The following is a 16,452-nucleotide window of genomic DNA, read 5'->3' as shown; positions in this document are numbered from 1 at the left end:
TGAAAGGATTTTAAATATGAATGTTCCCAATATTATTTCTTTAATAAGATTAATATTAGTCCCAATTATTGTTAGTTTAATGATTATCGGTCCAATAGATAATGATAATTTTTATCATCTTTGAATAACAAGTATTAATATTAATAGTTATAGTTTACCGATTAGTTGGTTAATAGCAGCAATTTTATTTATTATTGCTGCCATTAGTGATTTTATTGATGGATGATGAGCAAGAAAATTTAATCAGGTAACAACTTTTGGTAAATTTTTTGATTCAATTGCAGATAAACTTTTAACTAATGGTGTTTTAATTGTAATGGCATGTGCTACTATAATTCCCGTTTGAATGGTAATTATTTTGGTATTACGTGATTTTATTATTGATGTAGTTCGTCAAATTTTGGCTACTAAAGGTACAGTAATGGCTGCTGATAAATATGGTAGAATAAAGGCAGCATTACAAATGTTAGGAATTACAATTTTATTTTTTATTAATTGACGATTTTTAAATGGTAGTGTTAATGGTCATAGTAATAATGATCAATATGGTTTAATTAATCAATTAGTAATGATACCAATGTACGTTGTTACAGTATTAAGTATTTTTAGTGCTTATAATTATATTAGTTCAAATAGTAAAAAATTGTTTAATATCTAAAAATAAAAGGAGTATTAATATAAATGATAAATAAAGTAATTGTTTTGAATCAGTGAGCAGTAGTTACAGGAGCGTCTAAAGGATTGGGATATTATTACTGTCAAGCATTATTAGCACAAGGTTATCACGTATTAGGGGTATCACGTGATAGTAAAAAAATATTAGAATTAGCAGATAAGTATCCACACTTACAAGTTAAAAATTATGATTTAGATTTATCTGATTTAAAAAATATTTATAAATTATTTGAGTTATCAAAAGAATTAAATGTAACAGTAGTTATTAATAATGCTGGTTATGGTGTTTGAGGAACATTTGCAGATAGTATGTTAGAACAAGAATTAAATATGATTAATTTAAATATTTCTTGTTTACATATTTTAACAAAGTTATTTGTTCAACGTTTTAGTAAAAATAATTATGGTCGTGTTATTAATATTGGAAGTATGGCAGCTTTTAGTCCAGGTCCTGTTTTTGCTAGTTATTATGCTTCTAAATCATATGTTTGAAGTTTAGGTGTTGCAGTTAATTATGAATTAAAAAGAGCAAAAAGTAAAGTAAGAGTAATTACAATTTGTCCAGGTCCATTAAAAACTGAATTTTGAAATCGTAGTAGTAATGGTAAAGGAAATAAAGAACATTATAGTTCATTATTACCAGTTTTAGATACTGAAACTTATGCTAAAAAGTCTTTACAAACAGCCTTAAAAACAAAAAGAAAAAGTTTTATTATTACAGGAATTTCTAATAAAATTACAAGAACTATTATTAGAATATTACCTTTAAAAACAGTACTTAAGTTAGTATATAATTATCAAAAAAATCGCTAATAATGAATTTCATTTTTTATTTTAATCGTAAAAATTATTAAAAAAACATTTATTTATTATAAATGTTTTTTTATTGTTTTCTTTAAAAGAAAGGTTTATGATGTATCGAACTTCTTAAGATTTTAAGAAGTTATTAAAAAAGAGGTGTTATTTATGAAAAAATATTTATCAATGTTAACAACAATAGCATTATCAGCAGCATCAATATTTTCAACTTCTTCGATATTAAATTCATATGTAAAAAATTACAATTTAATAAATGTTGATAATTTACATGATGTAATACAACCAATTGATATTGTTGAATACCCTATTTTTGCTGATAATGGAGAAACTACAGTTAAAACTTTTGAAAAAAATGTTATTGTTCTTTTAGTGATCCTTCAAAATTAAAATATATAGAATTAACTGATATAAAAAGTCATGTCGATTTTCATATAAATGGAAAAGATTATTATAATGATCAAAGTAAGAATTTAGTTATTGTATCTAGTGATACAAAGTTTATTGATAATAGTATTTCACATGAAGGAAATATGAATAAAGTTCAGCAAACAGTTAGTTACGATTATGATTGAAATCAAAAAGCATTTATTTTTAAATTTGTTAGTGTTGAAACGGTTACAGCAAATAATGAAAAAGATACTCAGTTTGTGAGAGGTTATTTTACTACTAGTTTAAAGTTAAATTTGCATGAATTTTAATTTATAGTTTAAAATATTATTTTTTTAACTTAATTAGAGAAATTATATTATAAAAGTAGTATTTAAGGTACTGCTTTTATTTATTTTTTTGTTTTTTAAAATAAAATAATTATAATAAAATAAATAATATTTATATTATAAAATTAATTAAAGCATTAATAATAATTTATAGTAATGATTAATCAAAATATATTATATACAGTATGAGATTCTATTGTAATTTGGTTTAAATTTGTTATTATTATATTTGTCCTAAAACTTTAGGACAAAACATCAGTTTAATTAATTTAAAATTGTAAATTTGGCTTTATGCCCTTATATGAGTAATTTTCATGTAAGGGTTTTGTATTTTAATTTATTGATATGAGTCTTTAATTTAGTTTAAAAACTCAATTTAATATCTATTCCAATTTCATAAATTAATATTCCCACTTACCCTTAAACCAAAATTTATACAGACTAATAATTAAAAACATTTTAAAATTTATATCATTATAATTTAAAAGTATTAAGTTTAAGGTCAAATTTACTCTTTTATGGTAATTAAGTTTGTTTATAGTAAAAGTATTATTAAAACTTTAGAAAATGAGGTTTATTAAATGCAGAATATTATAAATTGTGGCATTTATTTTGCCAATGTGCCATTAACAAAAACAACTAACGAAACTAGATGTGAAAATATAAATTGTAATTATCAATATTGTAATGGTTGCAAACTTGAAACAGTTATCATTTGAACACAAACTCCTGATCAAAAATGTTTAATAATTCCTATTATTAGAAATTCAATTGAACAACATGAGCAAAGCCTAGGCTTATTAGGTGATAACTTATCTATTATTAAATTGAAAAAATCTAATAATAATTCTATTTTAAGTTTTCGCGAGGAAGATATTAGTTATGCTGATCTTAATCGTGCAACTTGAATTAAAAACTTTAGAATTGGTTATGAATACTTAATCAACGGAGAACTTCGTGTCTTAAATGAAACTGAAATTTATGATTTATCTTTTAGAGTAAAAACATTACCAATATCAAGTCTTAATACAATTGCCAATATTGGTATTAATAAAAATTTAAATTTAAATAATAAAATTGTAAGTTATAGTGACAATACTTTGAAAGAATAATTTCTTAAAACAATTAAAAATATAAAAATTCTTAATATTAAATTTCTCTCTCTTTTAAAATTAAAAAATAATAAATTTAGGGTAGTAACATTAACGTGTTACTACCCTAAAATAATAAAGAATTGTAGAATTGCAACACTTTTTAGGACTATTTTTTGGTAGACACTTGTTCTTGATATTTGATAGGAGTTAAGTAGTTTAAAGTGCTGTGGATTCTTATGTTGTTGTATCAATTGATATAATCAAATAATTCTAATTTTAATTGGATTAATGATGTAAAATTTTTATCATTAATAAATTCTGTTTTGAAAGTTTTAAAAGTTGCTTCAGCAACAGCATTATCATAAGGACAACCTTTTTTGCTTAAAGATCGAGTAATATTGAATGCTAATAAAAGATTATTAATAATTTTATTGTTAAATTCATTACCTCGATCACTATGAAATATTTGGATATCTTTTAAACATCGATTTGATTGCATAAATGCTTGATATACTAGTAATGCATCTTTTTTAACTCCAACACTATGTCCAATAATTTCGCGGTTAAATAGGTCTATTAATAGGCAAATATAGTTTCATTTACCATTAACTTGAACGTAAGTTAAATCACTAACAATAACTTCATTTTTAACCCTATTATTAAAGTTTCTATTAACAAGATTGGTTATTTGACTATTATTGACTTTATTATGATGATTTTTGAATGATAATTTAGTGTATTTTGATATTAAATTATGCTTATTCATAATTTCTTTAATTTTTCTGCGTGATAAATAAATTTCTTGGTTTTCTAAAATTTTTTTTAATCTTCTAGTACCATAAACTTCTTTATTTTCTTTAAAAGCACTAATAACAGCTTCATCATACATATTATTTTTGATTTTATTTTCTTTTTTCTTTAAGTTAAAATAATATGTTGATTTAGATATTTTCAAAAAACGACACATTGTGCGAATTTTATATTTAACTTTATTTTTAGCAATAATTTCTACTTTCTGCCTATTATTAGTGCTGCTTGCTTTAAAATATCATTTTCCATTCTTAATTGTTTTAATTCTTTTCTTAATTTAATTAATTCATTTTCTTCAACAGAACGATTATCTTTAGTTTTAAAACTACCTGAATTAGTAAATTGCTTAATTCAATTATAAGTAGCTGCTCTTGTAACATTGTACTTTTTAGCAAGACAAGACACTGACTTACCGCTTTGATATAAAGCTACTATTTGTTTTTTAAATTCATCTGAATATGAGTTAATATTGGCCATAATTATACTTCCTTTCTTTTCACTAATTTGTTCACTTGTCTACGTAATTAGTGTCCAATAAAGTGTAACCCATCCAAAATTTTGATTTTTAGTTTTAGTTTATTTTTAGAATTAAGATTTACCTAATGTAATATATTTTTATTTTTAATATCGATAATAGCAAGATATTTATAATAATGTGAAAGTGATATTAGATAAAAATATTTTTTGTAAATCTTAATTTAAGTCTATAATTGAAAAAAAGAATATACAATAAAAAAATAATGCCTGCATAAAAATATAAATTTTTCTAAGAACCTGTTTGGAATCTTTTAAACATAATTAAACTAAAAAAGGGAATAATTATTTCTAACCTGACAGTTAATTAACATTTTATTTTCTTTGTCATTTTTTTGTTAAAAAGATTTTATCATTTGACAACTTATCGATTAAAAATTTATTTTTCAACTATAAAATAACATTTATGATATTAATTTAATCAAAAATAAGTTAAAAAAGATCCTAAACAGGTTCTAAAAGAAAAACAGATAGTGGTTCAACTATAACATATTATAGTAAAAAATATTTTCCTTATAAAAATAACAAAGTTCAATATATACAACCTAGAACTGATGTAATTGTACTTAAATCATTTATTAATGACTTATATCTTAGTTACAATAATCAAATGTATGAACTAAAAGAAATAGCTTTAAAACCAATTATCAAAGAAAATTTAATAAAAACTAAAAAAGTTTATATACCCAATAAAAATCATCCTTGAAGATATGGATATTAATAATTCCTAATTAAAGTTATATAAGATTTACATTTTGTGAATACTAAACCATATAAATTTTTAAATCATTTGTATATGAGCAAATTTGGTGACCTAAAATTGATTTTAAATATAAGAACCTGTTTAGGATCTTTTTTAACTTATTTTTGATTAAATTAATATCATAAATGTTATTTTATAGTTGAAAAATAAATTTTTAATCGATAAGTTGTCAAATGATAAAATCTTTTTAACAAAAAAATGACAAAGAAAATAAAATGTTAATTAACTGTCAGGTTAGAAATAATTATTCCCTTTTTTAGTTTAATTATGTTTAAAAGATTCCAAACAGGTTCTAAAAGAAATTGTAATTGCAATCTATCGTTTTTACATTTGTGGTAAGTTTGATTTATTCGGATTTATTAATAAATTATTTAAAGTTGCATTATTAATTTTATTAACATCTATATTTATTTCACTATTTGATTTTCTTATATATAATTCTTTTACTTTTTTAATATTTCCAAAAAGTTCTTTTGATATTTTTATAAAAAAATCATTTTTTTCTTTAATTATTTTATTTTTATCAATTTTTCCAAAAGTAAATATTTTTAATATTAAATAACTAATTTTTTTAAATTTGCTAATCTTTTGTTTTTTTAAATTTTCATTAATATCAACAATAGTAGTTTGAGCTAAATTAACTCTATTACTAATAATTTCTGAAGTAAATTGATTTTTATCAATGATTATTTTTATCAATTCTTTATTAATTCATTCATATTCTTCTTGTAAATTTTTATTCATTTTTTCATCCTTTCAAAATAAAAACTCATTTACTTTGAAATTAAAGCAATGAGTTAAAAACTTATATTAAGTTTAATTAAATTATACAAAAAAATCCTATATTAAAAACAGGAATTAAAATTTTAAAGGTTATTTGGAATTTGTATTTATTTAACAGTGTAACTTTCCAAAATAATTTAATTTTTTGATAAATATTTTTAGGAAATTTTCATTCGATATTGACATTTAATAATGTTTAAAAGAAAACTAAGTAAAAACAATTATTTTTTAAAATATTATCAATATTATCAATAGTTAAATTTGTATATTATAATGATTTTATATATTTATGTTATAATCAAGAAAATTATCATTACTATTAAAAATAAATCAATATTGGAATTTTTTAAATATTAATTTGTGGGTGCTTTAATGACAAGAATGGAAAAATATAAAAGTTTACGTGAACAAATTGCTAAAGAAATTAAAGAAAATAGTAAGCTTTGAGAACAAGAACAAAAAATAGAGAATTATTATCAGCAACTAATAAAAATTGATAAATCATATTTTGAGCCAATTTTTCAAAAATTAAATTCTGATTTAAATTTAGTTAATTTTGAAAATTATTTTATTAAAAATAATGAACAACATTTAGATGATGATGATAAATTAATATTGGAAAATATGTTAGAAAATATTAATAATATTTTAAAAAAATATAGTGAAAATATTGATTTTGAAATAGTTGATTTGCCATTAATAAGTACTAACTTAGAATATCAAACGTTAATTAATAGTATGCATAATAAAATAAATGAATTTCAAAAAGACTTAGAAAGTAAAATTCATGATGTCAAAAATTTTGTTAAAAATTTAGAATTTAAATATAAAAAGTATAAAATAAATAATAGTGATCTTAATAAAGAACTAAAAGAAATTAATCAAGAACATAATAATTTTCAAGATGAATTACAAAAAGTTAAAATTAAAAATAACTATAAGTGAAGTTTAACAGTATTTAGTATTATCATTATTTGTTTAATTTTAATAGTCGTGTTAGTATTATCATTAATATTATTTATTAAGTAGAGAATGGAGAAAAACAATGTACCCAAAGATTAATATTGCAATAGATGGTCCAGCAGCTAGTGGTAAATCAGCAGCTGCATATTTGCTTTCTAAAAAAATTGATTATCAATTTATGGATACAGGAATTATGTATCGTAGCTTTACTAATTATTGTTTAAAAAATAAAATTGCTTTTGAAAGTGAAGATTTAATACTTGCAGCATTACAACTTTTTGATATAAGATGAGTTAATGGTCATTTTTTATTTAATGATCAACCACCAACAGAAGAAATTTATGATAAAAATGTTACTAGTAAAGTACCAATAATTGCTTCGTTATCTGAAGTTAGAAAAGTTATGGTTGCTAGAATTCAAGAAATGGTTAGAAGTCAAGGCTTTATTGTCGTTGGCAGAGATATTAGTAGTGTTGTTTTACCTGATGCTCAATTAAAGATTTTTTTAACTTCTAGTTTACACGCTCGTAGTGAAAGAAGATATAAACAGTATATTAAAGATGGTATTAATATTACACAAGAACAAGTATATAACGATATGGTAATTCGTGATAATGTTGATAAAACTCGTAGCACTGGTCAACTAGTAATTGTTGAAGATGCAGTTATTTTAGATAATAGTGATTATAATTTACAAACGACCGTTGATAAATTAAAAGTTTTATATGATAATTACTTTAGTCATAAAAAATAATATTTTAAATATAAGGATTTGAATAAAATGAATAAGTTACCAAAAGTAGTAATTGTAGGACGCCCTAATGTTGGTAAATCTTCAATTTTTAATCGTATATTACAAAAAAAAGTAGCAATAATTGAAGATATGCCTGGAGCAACTAGAGATCGAATTTATGGCATTGGTGAATGATTAACACAAAATTTTGTGATTATTGATACGGGTGGTATTACTAAAACGATTACTAATTTTACTCAACAAATCAATCAACAAGTTAATATTGCTTTAGCTGAGGCTGATATTGTTTTATTTGTTTGTTCTTATCAAGAAGGTTTAACTCACGAAGATGAAGATATTGCCAAATTATTATACAGAACTAAGAAACCGGTTATTATTATTGCAAATAAATATGATAATGTTCAAAACGATAATGATAAAATTTATGATTATTTAAAAGTTGGCTTTGGCGAACCAATTTTAGTATCTGCTAGTCATGGTGTTGGTTTTGGTGATTTATTAGATATGATAATTACTAAGTTACCAAAAGAGGTTCATACAGAAAAGAAAGAACATATTAATTTAGCAATTATTGGTCGTCCCAATGTTGGTAAATCAAGTTTAGTTAATACTATTCTTCAAGAGAATAGAGTTATTGTTTCACCAATAGCAGGAACAACAACTGATGCTATTGATAGTAATTTTGTTTATAATAAAAAACAATATTGTGTTATTGATACTGCTGGAATTCGTAGAAAAGGAAAAATTACTGAAGATTTAGAAAAATATAGTTTAATTAGAACTACTAATGCTATTGAACGTAGTGATATTGTTTTGTTTTTATTAGATGGTAGTGTTGAAATTCAAGAACAAGATTTAACAATAGCAGGAATGGCAAAAAATTTAGATAAGCCAGTTATTATTATTGTTAATAAATGAGATTTAGTTAAAAAAAATGAAAAAACAATGCAAGAGTTTACTAAAAAAATAAAAGAAAAATTTAAATACCTTGAGTATTCTTTTGTTGTATATTTATCTGCTTTAGAAAATACTAGAATTCATACTTTATTTGCTACTATTAATGAAGTATTAGTTAATATGAATTTAAGAATTAAAACAAGTATTCTTAATGAAATAATTAATAAAGCTCAATTAATTAATGAGCCGCCCTACTTTAAAGGTGGTAGATTAAAGATATATTACACAACACAGGTTGAAAAAAATCCGCCTACTTTTATCTTAATGGTCAATGATCCACAACGATGTCATTTTTCTTATGAACGTTTTTTAATTAATCAAATTCGTGAACGATTTGGTTTTCAGGGTGTACCAATTAAATTAAGATTTAGAATGCGTAAGTCATTGTATAATAAATAATAAAAAAGTTTAAAATTTTGTGATTATATTTATTTAAGAAAAATTTATTGTATAATAATATTTATTAAGATAAAAAACTAATGATTAGAAAGTGTAAATGATTATGCTAAATTTTTTAACATTAGAGTCGCACAATAAAAGTTTATCAACATCGGCAATGTGAATAATGTTTATCATTGGTTTGATTTGTATTGGTATTATTTTTATTGTGTTTTTTTTATTTAAAAGAAAATTACGTAAAGAAAGGAGCCTGATTAACGAGCAATTTTTATTTAAACTAAAAAAAGTTACATATCAAGTTTTTCATTTTTGAAATAAAGCTCTTTATATATTTTTAATGTTTTGTGCAACGGTTGGTGCCATTGTGCTATTATCAGTTTCAATAAGTTCAATGTTTTAATTTTGAAAAATTAAGAAAAAGTTTTAGGAAGGGATTAAAATATGGGTTTAGTTTTCTGAAAAAAACATAAAGAGAAAAATCAAACAAAAAATAGTAATATTGAATTAAAAACCTCAAAAGAAAAAAGTCCTTGAAATAATGTTTTAAAATTTTTACAAGACTTAGGTAAAGCATTACAATTTCCAATTGCAGTATTACCATTCGCTGCTATTTTAAACAGATTTGGAGCATTAGGGCTTACATTTACTACTACAACTGATGCTGGTGTTATGCATGTTACTAATGAAGTGGGTTATTGAATTTCATATATTATTCAACAACCAGGAAAAATAGTATTTAATAATTTACCATTATTATTTGCTTTAGGTTTAGCATTTGGTTTAGCTAAAGATCATCGTGGTGAAGCTGCATTAGTTGGAGCAGTATTTTATTTGGCAATATCTGCAATGACGTCAATTGAACATTCATTACCAGAAATGTTATATAAAAATGTTTTAACTTTTACATCAAGTAAAGGTGAAAAATTTTCGTCATTATTTTATGTAGAAGAATTTGGAACAGATGGTAAAACTATTATCGGTGGCATTTATGTATTAAACATTGGTGTTTTTGGTGGAATTGTAGCGGGGTGTTTATCTGCAGTTTTATATAATAAATATAAAGAAATTAAACTTCCTCAAGCATTATCATTCTTTGGTGGTAGAAGATTTGCACCAATGGTGGCTTTAGCAATAACTATTCCCACTGCTTTGGCATTTGCTATTGTTTGACCATGAATTCAATTAGTATTAATGAAATTTGGTCAATTAGTTGCTAATCCAAATAATCCAGCAGTTGCTATTCCAGGAACAGCAGTTTATGGAATATTAAATCGTTTATTATTACCTTTTGGATTACATCAAATCTTAAATACTTTTTTTTGATTTCAATTACCAATTAATGGTCAGATAATATCTCCAATTACAGGTGCTGCATCTGGAACAGCGGAATGAGTAAATGGAGACATTAATGCTTTTACTAGAGGTATTGAAGGATCTGGATTTTTTCAATCAGGTTTCTTTCCTATTATGATGGGTGGTATTCCCGCTGCTGCCTTAGCTATGATTATGGCAGCTAAAAAAGAAAATAGAAAAATGGTATCAGGATTTTTAGGAGGAGTTGCTTTAGTTTCTTTTATTAGTGGAATCACTGAACCAATTGAATTTTCATTTGTATTTATTGCTCCATTATTATTAGTAATTCATGCCTTATTAACAGGGATATTTATTGCAATAACGACAGCATTGCATATTCAAGTTGGTTTTGGTTTTAGTGCTGGAATTATTGACTATTGCATTTCTTTTGCTCAATCATGAGGATTTGCTAATCATGCTACAGGTGCTTATCATATTACTTCAAATCCACTATGAGTATTATTATTAATTGTGGCTGCTGGTGGAGTTTATTTTATTGTATTTTATACATTAATTACTAAAATGAATATTGAAACACCAGGAAGAGAAGAAGATTTTGGTGTTGAAGAAAATAAAGTAACAACAAAATCAGAGTTAAGCAATAAAAATCTTAAAAGTGATAAATATACATTAATGGCAACAAAATTAATTGAAGCAATTGGTGCAGATAATTTTGTTGAAATTGATAATTGTGCTACTAGGTTACGTTTGATTGTTAAAGATACATCACGTGTTAATTTGGCAAAAGTTAAGGCCGCAGGAGCATTTGGTACTAAAATTTTGAATAAAGAAGCTTTGCAAATTGTTATTGGTACCGATGTTGAACATGTAGCCAATGCAATAAAGGCACAGTTACAAAATTCAGCAACTTTGAATATTAAAACTAAAGTTAATCTATAATTAAAAGTGATTATTACAATATAATATTAAAGATACTAAAGCTCATATAACCATTTAATGGCTATATGAGCTTTTAATTGATTAAAAAAGATAGGAGTAAAAATAATGGCAGTAGGTAAACTTTTAATTACTAAGAACCTGTTTAGGATCTTTTTTAACTTATTTTTGATTAAATTAATATCATAAATGTTATTTTATAGTTGAAAAATAAATTTTTAATCGATAAGTTGTCAAATGATAAAATCTTTTTAACAAAAAAATGACAAAGAAAATAAAATGTTAATTAACTGTCAGGTTAGAAATAATTATTCCCTTTTTTAGTTTAATTATGTTTAAAAGATTCCAAACAGGTTCTAACATTTTACAAAAAATAAAATCACAAGTACCAACATTAACTAAAGAAGACATTATTACTGCGCTTAATATTATCTATATAACTTGTGCAGAATATAATGCTATTGATAGTTCTATTAGTAATATTGCCAAATATTATCAACAAGAAGATGAAAAATTTGATAGTCAATTGTTTAGAAAAAATTTGCATAGTTCTTTGCAATATATTGATCAAGACAATTTATACAGTTTGAAAAGTTTGATTTCAATTATTTTAATAATTAATGTTTTTAATCATCCTTTATTATTTAGTGATTTTAGTGATTTTATTAAAAAAGATATTACTAATATTGAATTTATGAAAACAAAAATAGAAATCCTGAAAAATGATAATATTTTTTTATTAAAAAATTAGTTCGTGCAAGGACTTAAATAAGCTAAATAAATTAAGAGAGCAATCAAGTAATAGGGACTACGTCCCTCGCCACTACGTGGCTCACCCAAATTATAGTCCCAGTAGGTTCACTGGGACTATAATCATTTTTATTTATCTTTATTTTAGGTTTATCTTTCTTTTTTAAAATATTATCCAATTTATCTAAACCAGCAGATTTAATATCACTATAAGTCATATCAATGCTACTTGCCTCTTTAAGGTATTTCTTAGGTGACAATTCACTTTTAAGTTCATGTACATAATGTAAAGCCCTAGAATTGTACCTCTTTAACCAATGTCTAGGAAAAAATAAAGTTGGAATGGCAACACTTTTTAGGACTATTTTTTGGTAGACACTTGTTCTTGATATTTGATAGGAGTTAAGTAGTTTAAAGTGCTGTGGATTCTTATGTTGTTGTATCAATTGATATAATCAAATAATTCTAATTTTAATTGGATTAATGATGTAAAATTTTTATCATTAATAAATTCAGTTTTGAAAGTTTTAAAAGTTGCTTCAGCAACAGCATTATCATAAGGACAACCTTTTTTGCTTAAAGATCGAGTAATATTGAACGCTAATAAAAGATTATTAATAATTTTATTGTTAAATTCATTACCTCGATCACTATGAAATATTTGGATATCTTTTAAACATCGATTTGATTGCATAAATGCTTGATATACTAGTAATGCATCTTTTTTAACTCCAACACTATGTCCAATAATTTCGCGGTTAAATAGGTCTATTAATAGGCAAATATAGTTTCATTTACCATTAACTTGAACGTAAATTAAATCACTAACAATAACTTCATTTTTAACCCTATTATTAAAGTTTCTATTAACAAGATTGGTTATTTGAATATTATTGACTTTATTATGATGATTTTTGAATGATAATTTAGTGTATTTTGATATTAAATTATGCTTATTCATAATTTCTTTAATTTTTCTGCGTGATAAATAAATTTCTTGGTTTTCTAAAATTTTTTTTAATCTTCTAGTACCATAAACTTCTTTATTTTCTTTAAAAGCACTAATAACAGCTTCATCATACATATTATTTTTGATTTTATTTTCTTTTTTGGGAGCGTGGCGAAGATGTCGGTAACTAAAAAGTTTTAAAAATAGCTCCTTTCTTTTTTTACCCTTGAATTAAAAATAAATTACAAAAGACGAGAATAAAAATCTTGTCTTTTTTTTGTAATTGTAAAATTTTAAAATTTTTATTATTAACACTCTTTAAATATCTACTACACGCAGTGACCAAGTAGGAGAAAGTTAATAATTAATAACCCTCTTTAACGCTATTATCAACACGTGTTAGGGAACTAAAAAAGTGAACTACAACACAGTTGTTAAAAATAGTAGCTAGAGCATGTGGACTTGCATGAATAAATAAAAAGTGGAGTGATACCTAATAAAATATACTAACCATTAATGGTAATTCTTGGGGTGGGAGCGAATTGGAAACTAGTATATATAGACCTGTTGTAGGGACCTATTGTATTAATTCTATTCTTTATTTAACCAACCTTGCCACTCCCCAGTGAGCAAGTGTTGGTTTTATTTTTTATTTTTTTTGAAAAAATTTTTGGGCGAGAAAATAAATTTCAAACTTGTAAAAAAAATTGAGCGGTGCCGGTTCAATTAAAATATTAATTTGTTTAACACAAATTAAATAAATATTGAATCGAATGCCTCAATGTTTTTTAAAATTTCACAATTTATTTTTGAGCCCAGAATTTCTGGAATGAATAAAACTAATAGTATTAATAATATAAAAATCAAAATATATATTCTTTATGCTAGAAGCAACAGAATATATTAGAAAGAATTATTATGAAAAAGTATTTTTGTTGAACATGTAAACAACATAAATTAGATTATTTATTCTTTAATACTAATGATATAAAAACAAGAAAATATTTTTTAAGAGATAAAAATAGTAAAGCAATTTGTTATGACTGTATTTTAAATATTAGGTTAAGTAGGAGGTATAAATATGGATAAACAAAAATTAATTAGTTGATTAAATTTAATTTTAGATAGTGATATAGAACAATATAATAAAGAAAAAGACATATATTATTTAAATAAATTAAAAGGTTCAATTGATATTATTAAAATTTTAATTAATAAAATACAATGCAGAGAATTTGATTAATAATGAAATATGAATTAATTATTGGAATTGACCCTGCTGGTATTGGTAATAATGGAATTGTTATATATTCAAATGAAACTAATAATATTGTTTTTAATGAAACATTCAATACATTAACTGTTTTATGAACTAAAAATATTTATAAAGAAAAATTTCAATTAATTAAAGAAAAATTTATTGATAAAAAAATATTAGTTATTGTAGAAAATTTCTTTTTAAATTCAAAACAATTATTAACTAATCCATTAGCAACTCCTAAAATTATTGGTTCATTAATGGTATTAGTACAAGATGTTATGAATTGAGATTATCTAGAAAACCAACCAAAAAATAAAAATAAAATAACAAATTATAAAGGAAATATAAAATTAACAAAACATGAACAAGATGCATATAAGCATATTCAATATTATTTAAAAAATCATAAAAAAATATTAATTTTTGACAATTATTTAAGGAAATTATAAAAATGAAAGATAAAACAAATTATGTCAAATTAACAGTAAAACTTAGTAACACTATTGAAGCAAAATATTACGAAAAAGGTAATAAAGAATTATATTATAGTGTTCGTGGTCAATGAAATGGATTAAACTATGTTACTTTAATTTTTAATAAACCAAAACTTTATAGACGCTGTATTTTATTAAACAAAAACGATGAAATTATAGTAACTGGTGAAATCTTTAATACTTTAAATATTCCTAAAAATCGTGCATTTTGTTCAATTAATGTTAAATGATTTAAAAAATGAAAAGAGTAAAAAAATGATATTATGAAAAATTTTATTAATAGTACCGATATTAATAACAAGTATAACACTAATAATATTTTTAATATTTATTATTAAAGAATTAAAAAATGAATATAAAGTATTGAAAATATTAAATGAAATTGCTAATCAAATTGAAAATAAGGAGAAAAAATAATGAATAGATGTACATTTAGTCAAACTACTAAATTTACTAGTTTAATACCACCACATGATGAAAATTTTGAACAAATACAATGTGAAAATATAACAGAAGAGCAATTTGATGAATATGGTAGAGCATACTGTAAAGAACATAGAATTAAAGTTGATGAAATTAATAAATCAAGACATAAAAATTGTATTAATAAAGAAAAATTACTTGAACATATTAAAAATATAAATTTTAAAGGAATTTTTGGTTTATTAATTAAAAAAATAGAAAACGGAGAAATTAACTAATGACTAATTGTAAACATGAAGATGTAAGCATTGAATTAATATTTCGTTGTAATGATTGTTTAGCTGTTCAATTTCAACATCCAAAAAATAATAAGGAGAAATAACTAAATGAAAATGTGTAATGATTGTAAAGAAAATTATAATTGACCAAATTGTCAAAATTGTTTTAAAAATAATGATAATAAAAACTAATAATTGAAATATAACAATATCAAATCATGATGAAGCAGATAGTTTATTAATTGGTTGATATTATTTAAATAAGGAGAATAAATAATGAATAAAGAACAATTAATTAAATATTTAAATCAATATTATAAAAATATGGAAACTGATAATGAATATCACTTTATGGAATTTAAAAATGAACAAGATAAATATACACATTACGGGATATTATTAGCAATTAATACTATAAAAGAAAAAATAGAAAATGGAGAATTTGACTAATGATAATATTACCTACTTTGTTTGAAAATAAAGATGAAATTGAAATATTATCACCATTTCCAAAAGCAATTCATACAAGTAATGATATTAGAGCAATTATTTTAAGACAATACCCAAATGTTAAATCAAAACACATAATTGTTTCTGACCCCGAAAGTAATGTTGCATTAATAGTTGGTGATAATGATGTATATCAAGGTTGAATTAAAGTAACAATTAAAAAATTAGAAAATTAAAGGAGAACAAATAAATGCAAAAAGAAAAAATTAAAATTAGAAATTATGAATTTGAATTAAATTCTTATGTAGTAGATTCCTTATTAGATGTTAT

Annotated in this window: 22 protein-coding genes and 1 pseudogene; 20 read left to right on the top strand and 3 right to left on the bottom strand. The window is 22.9% G+C overall.

The window, feature by feature from the left end; translation table 4 throughout:
- Positions 1 to 16 precede the first annotated feature (16 nt).
- The 5 genes from pgsA (at position 17) to ACXUB0_RS01625 (ending at position 3,322) form a co-directional block, all read left to right on the top strand.
- Positions 17 to 658, top strand: coding sequence for a CDP-diacylglycerol--glycerol-3-phosphate 3-phosphatidyltransferase (pgsA, locus tag ACXUB0_RS01645; RefSeq protein WP_458257538.1), 642 nt, complete (start codon positions 17 to 19; stop codon positions 656 to 658).
- 23 nt (positions 659 to 681) lie between these two features.
- Complete coding sequence (locus ACXUB0_RS01640) at positions 682 to 1,488, top strand: SDR family NAD(P)-dependent oxidoreductase (protein ID WP_252320132.1); 807 nt, start codon at positions 682 to 684, stop codon at positions 1,486 to 1,488.
- Between the two features lie 153 nt (positions 1,489 to 1,641).
- Entirely contained in the window at positions 1,642 to 1,881 is a 240-nt protein-coding gene (locus ACXUB0_RS01635; protein ID WP_338986560.1) for a hypothetical protein, read from the top strand.
- A 143-nt stretch (positions 1,882 to 2,024) separates the two neighbouring features.
- The gene (locus ACXUB0_RS01630) at positions 2,025 to 2,192 is read left to right on the top strand and encodes a hypothetical protein (RefSeq protein ID WP_338986562.1); all 168 of its coding nucleotides are present in this window, start codon (positions 2,025 to 2,027) and stop codon (positions 2,190 to 2,192) included.
- Positions 2,193 to 2,791: 599 nt separating this feature from the next.
- Entirely contained in the window at positions 2,792 to 3,322 is a 531-nt protein-coding gene (locus ACXUB0_RS01625; RefSeq protein WP_458257537.1) for a hypothetical protein, read from the top strand.
- Positions 3,323 to 3,470: 148 nt separating this feature from the next.
- On the opposite strand, the gene ACXUB0_RS01620 is transcribed toward ACXUB0_RS01625, so the two are convergent.
- Positions 3,471 to 4,591, bottom strand: a protein-coding gene (locus ACXUB0_RS01620) for an IS3 family transposase (protein ID WP_458257536.1) whose coding sequence is annotated in 2 segments (ribosomal slippage) — positions 3,471 to 4,315 and positions 4,315 to 4,591 — 1,122 coding nt in all. Because the reading frame shifts where the segments join, the coding sequence is not laid out codon by codon here.
- A 511-nt stretch (positions 4,592 to 5,102) separates the two neighbouring features.
- Here ACXUB0_RS01620 and ACXUB0_RS01615 point away from each other — a divergent pair.
- A pseudogene (locus tag ACXUB0_RS01615) lies at positions 5,103 to 5,369 on the top strand (ISNCY family transposase); the annotation flags it as partial.
- 366 nt (positions 5,370 to 5,735) lie between these two features.
- On the opposite strand, the gene ACXUB0_RS01610 reads toward ACXUB0_RS01615, so the two are convergent.
- Positions 5,736 to 6,155, bottom strand: coding sequence for a hypothetical protein (locus ACXUB0_RS01610; protein WP_458257535.1), 420 nt, complete (start codon positions 6,153 to 6,155; stop codon positions 5,736 to 5,738).
- A 411-nt stretch (positions 6,156 to 6,566) separates the two neighbouring features.
- On the opposite strand from ACXUB0_RS01610, the gene ACXUB0_RS01605 reads away from it, so the two are divergent.
- The 6 genes from ACXUB0_RS01605 to ACXUB0_RS01580 all read left to right on the top strand — a co-directional run bounded on the left by ACXUB0_RS01605 (position 6,567) and on the right by ACXUB0_RS01580 (position 12,268).
- Complete coding sequence (locus tag ACXUB0_RS01605) at positions 6,567 to 7,223, top strand: hypothetical protein (protein ID WP_458257534.1); 657 nt, start codon at positions 6,567 to 6,569, stop codon at positions 7,221 to 7,223.
- Positions 7,224 to 7,239: 16 nt separating this feature from the next.
- Positions 7,240 to 7,911, top strand: coding sequence for a (d)CMP kinase (gene cmk / locus ACXUB0_RS01600; protein ID WP_458257533.1), 672 nt, complete (start codon positions 7,240 to 7,242; stop codon positions 7,909 to 7,911).
- Between the two features lie 27 nt (positions 7,912 to 7,938).
- Complete coding sequence (der, locus tag ACXUB0_RS01595) at positions 7,939 to 9,267, top strand: ribosome biogenesis GTPase Der (RefSeq protein WP_338986624.1); 1,329 nt, start codon at positions 7,939 to 7,941, stop codon at positions 9,265 to 9,267.
- Between the two features lie 441 nt (positions 9,268 to 9,708).
- Entirely contained in the window at positions 9,709 to 11,520 is a 1,812-nt protein-coding gene (locus tag ACXUB0_RS01590) for a PTS transporter subunit EIIC (RefSeq protein ID WP_458257532.1), read from the top strand.
- A 57-nt stretch (positions 11,521 to 11,577) separates the two neighbouring features.
- On the top strand, positions 11,578 to 11,706 hold the full coding sequence (locus ACXUB0_RS01585; RefSeq protein WP_458257531.1) for a hypothetical protein: 129 nt from the start codon (positions 11,578 to 11,580) through the stop codon (positions 11,704 to 11,706).
- A 142-nt stretch (positions 11,707 to 11,848) separates the two neighbouring features.
- Positions 11,849 to 12,268, top strand: a complete 420-nt coding sequence (locus ACXUB0_RS01580) for a hypothetical protein (protein ID WP_458257530.1) — start codon at positions 11,849 to 11,851, stop codon at positions 12,266 to 12,268.
- 360 nt (positions 12,269 to 12,628) lie between these two features.
- Here ACXUB0_RS01580 and ACXUB0_RS01575 read toward each other — a convergent pair whose 3' ends face one another.
- Complete coding sequence (locus ACXUB0_RS01575) at positions 12,629 to 13,417, bottom strand: IS3 family transposase (protein ID WP_458258771.1); 789 nt, start codon at positions 13,415 to 13,417, stop codon at positions 12,629 to 12,631.
- An 880-nt stretch (positions 13,418 to 14,297) separates the two neighbouring features.
- On the opposite strand from ACXUB0_RS01575, the gene ACXUB0_RS01570 reads away from it, so the two are divergent.
- The 8 genes from ACXUB0_RS01570 to ACXUB0_RS01535 all read left to right on the top strand — a co-directional run bounded on the left by ACXUB0_RS01570 (position 14,298) and on the right by ACXUB0_RS01535 (position 16,358).
- Entirely contained in the window at positions 14,298 to 14,459 is a 162-nt protein-coding gene (locus ACXUB0_RS01570) for a hypothetical protein (protein ID WP_458257487.1), read from the top strand.
- 2 nt (positions 14,460 to 14,461) lie between these two features.
- The gene (locus ACXUB0_RS01565; RefSeq protein ID WP_458257488.1) at positions 14,462 to 14,926 is read left to right on the top strand and encodes a hypothetical protein; all 465 of its coding nucleotides are present in this window, start codon (positions 14,462 to 14,464) and stop codon (positions 14,924 to 14,926) included.
- A gap of 2 nt (positions 14,927 to 14,928) precedes the next feature.
- Positions 14,929 to 15,222, top strand: coding sequence for a hypothetical protein (locus ACXUB0_RS01560; protein ID WP_458257489.1), 294 nt, complete (start codon positions 14,929 to 14,931; stop codon positions 15,220 to 15,222).
- Between the two features lie 4 nt (positions 15,223 to 15,226).
- Positions 15,227 to 15,388, top strand: coding sequence for a hypothetical protein (locus ACXUB0_RS01555; protein WP_342266587.1), 162 nt, complete (start codon positions 15,227 to 15,229; stop codon positions 15,386 to 15,388).
- A complete protein-coding gene (locus ACXUB0_RS01550; RefSeq protein ID WP_458257490.1) occupies positions 15,388 to 15,672 on the top strand; it encodes a hypothetical protein in 285 nt (94 codons plus the stop codon). Before ACXUB0_RS01555 ends, ACXUB0_RS01550 begins: the two co-directional genes overlap by 1 nt.
- Before the next feature lie 121 nt (positions 15,673 to 15,793).
- Positions 15,794 to 15,949: a hypothetical protein gene (locus ACXUB0_RS01545; RefSeq protein WP_458257491.1), complete on the top strand. Its 156-nt coding sequence runs from the start codon at positions 15,794 to 15,796 to the stop codon at positions 15,947 to 15,949.
- Positions 15,949 to 16,122 carry a hypothetical protein gene (locus tag ACXUB0_RS01540; RefSeq protein ID WP_458257492.1) on the top strand — a complete coding sequence of 58 codons (174 nt, stop codon included), beginning with the start codon at positions 15,949 to 15,951 and terminating at the stop codon, positions 16,120 to 16,122. The genes ACXUB0_RS01545 and ACXUB0_RS01540 overlap by 1 nt, the downstream gene beginning before the upstream one ends.
- A complete protein-coding gene (locus ACXUB0_RS01535; RefSeq protein WP_174480108.1) occupies positions 16,122 to 16,358 on the top strand; it encodes a hypothetical protein in 237 nt (78 codons plus the stop codon). Before ACXUB0_RS01540 ends, ACXUB0_RS01535 begins: the two co-directional genes overlap by 1 nt.
- Positions 16,359 to 16,452 lie beyond the last annotated feature (94 nt).

It is taken from the genome of Spiroplasma endosymbiont of Dactylopius coccus, from assembly GCF_977110965.1.
The sequence above is the reverse complement of the archived record's forward strand: the minus strand, read 5'-3'. Positions and strand labels throughout refer to the sequence as shown.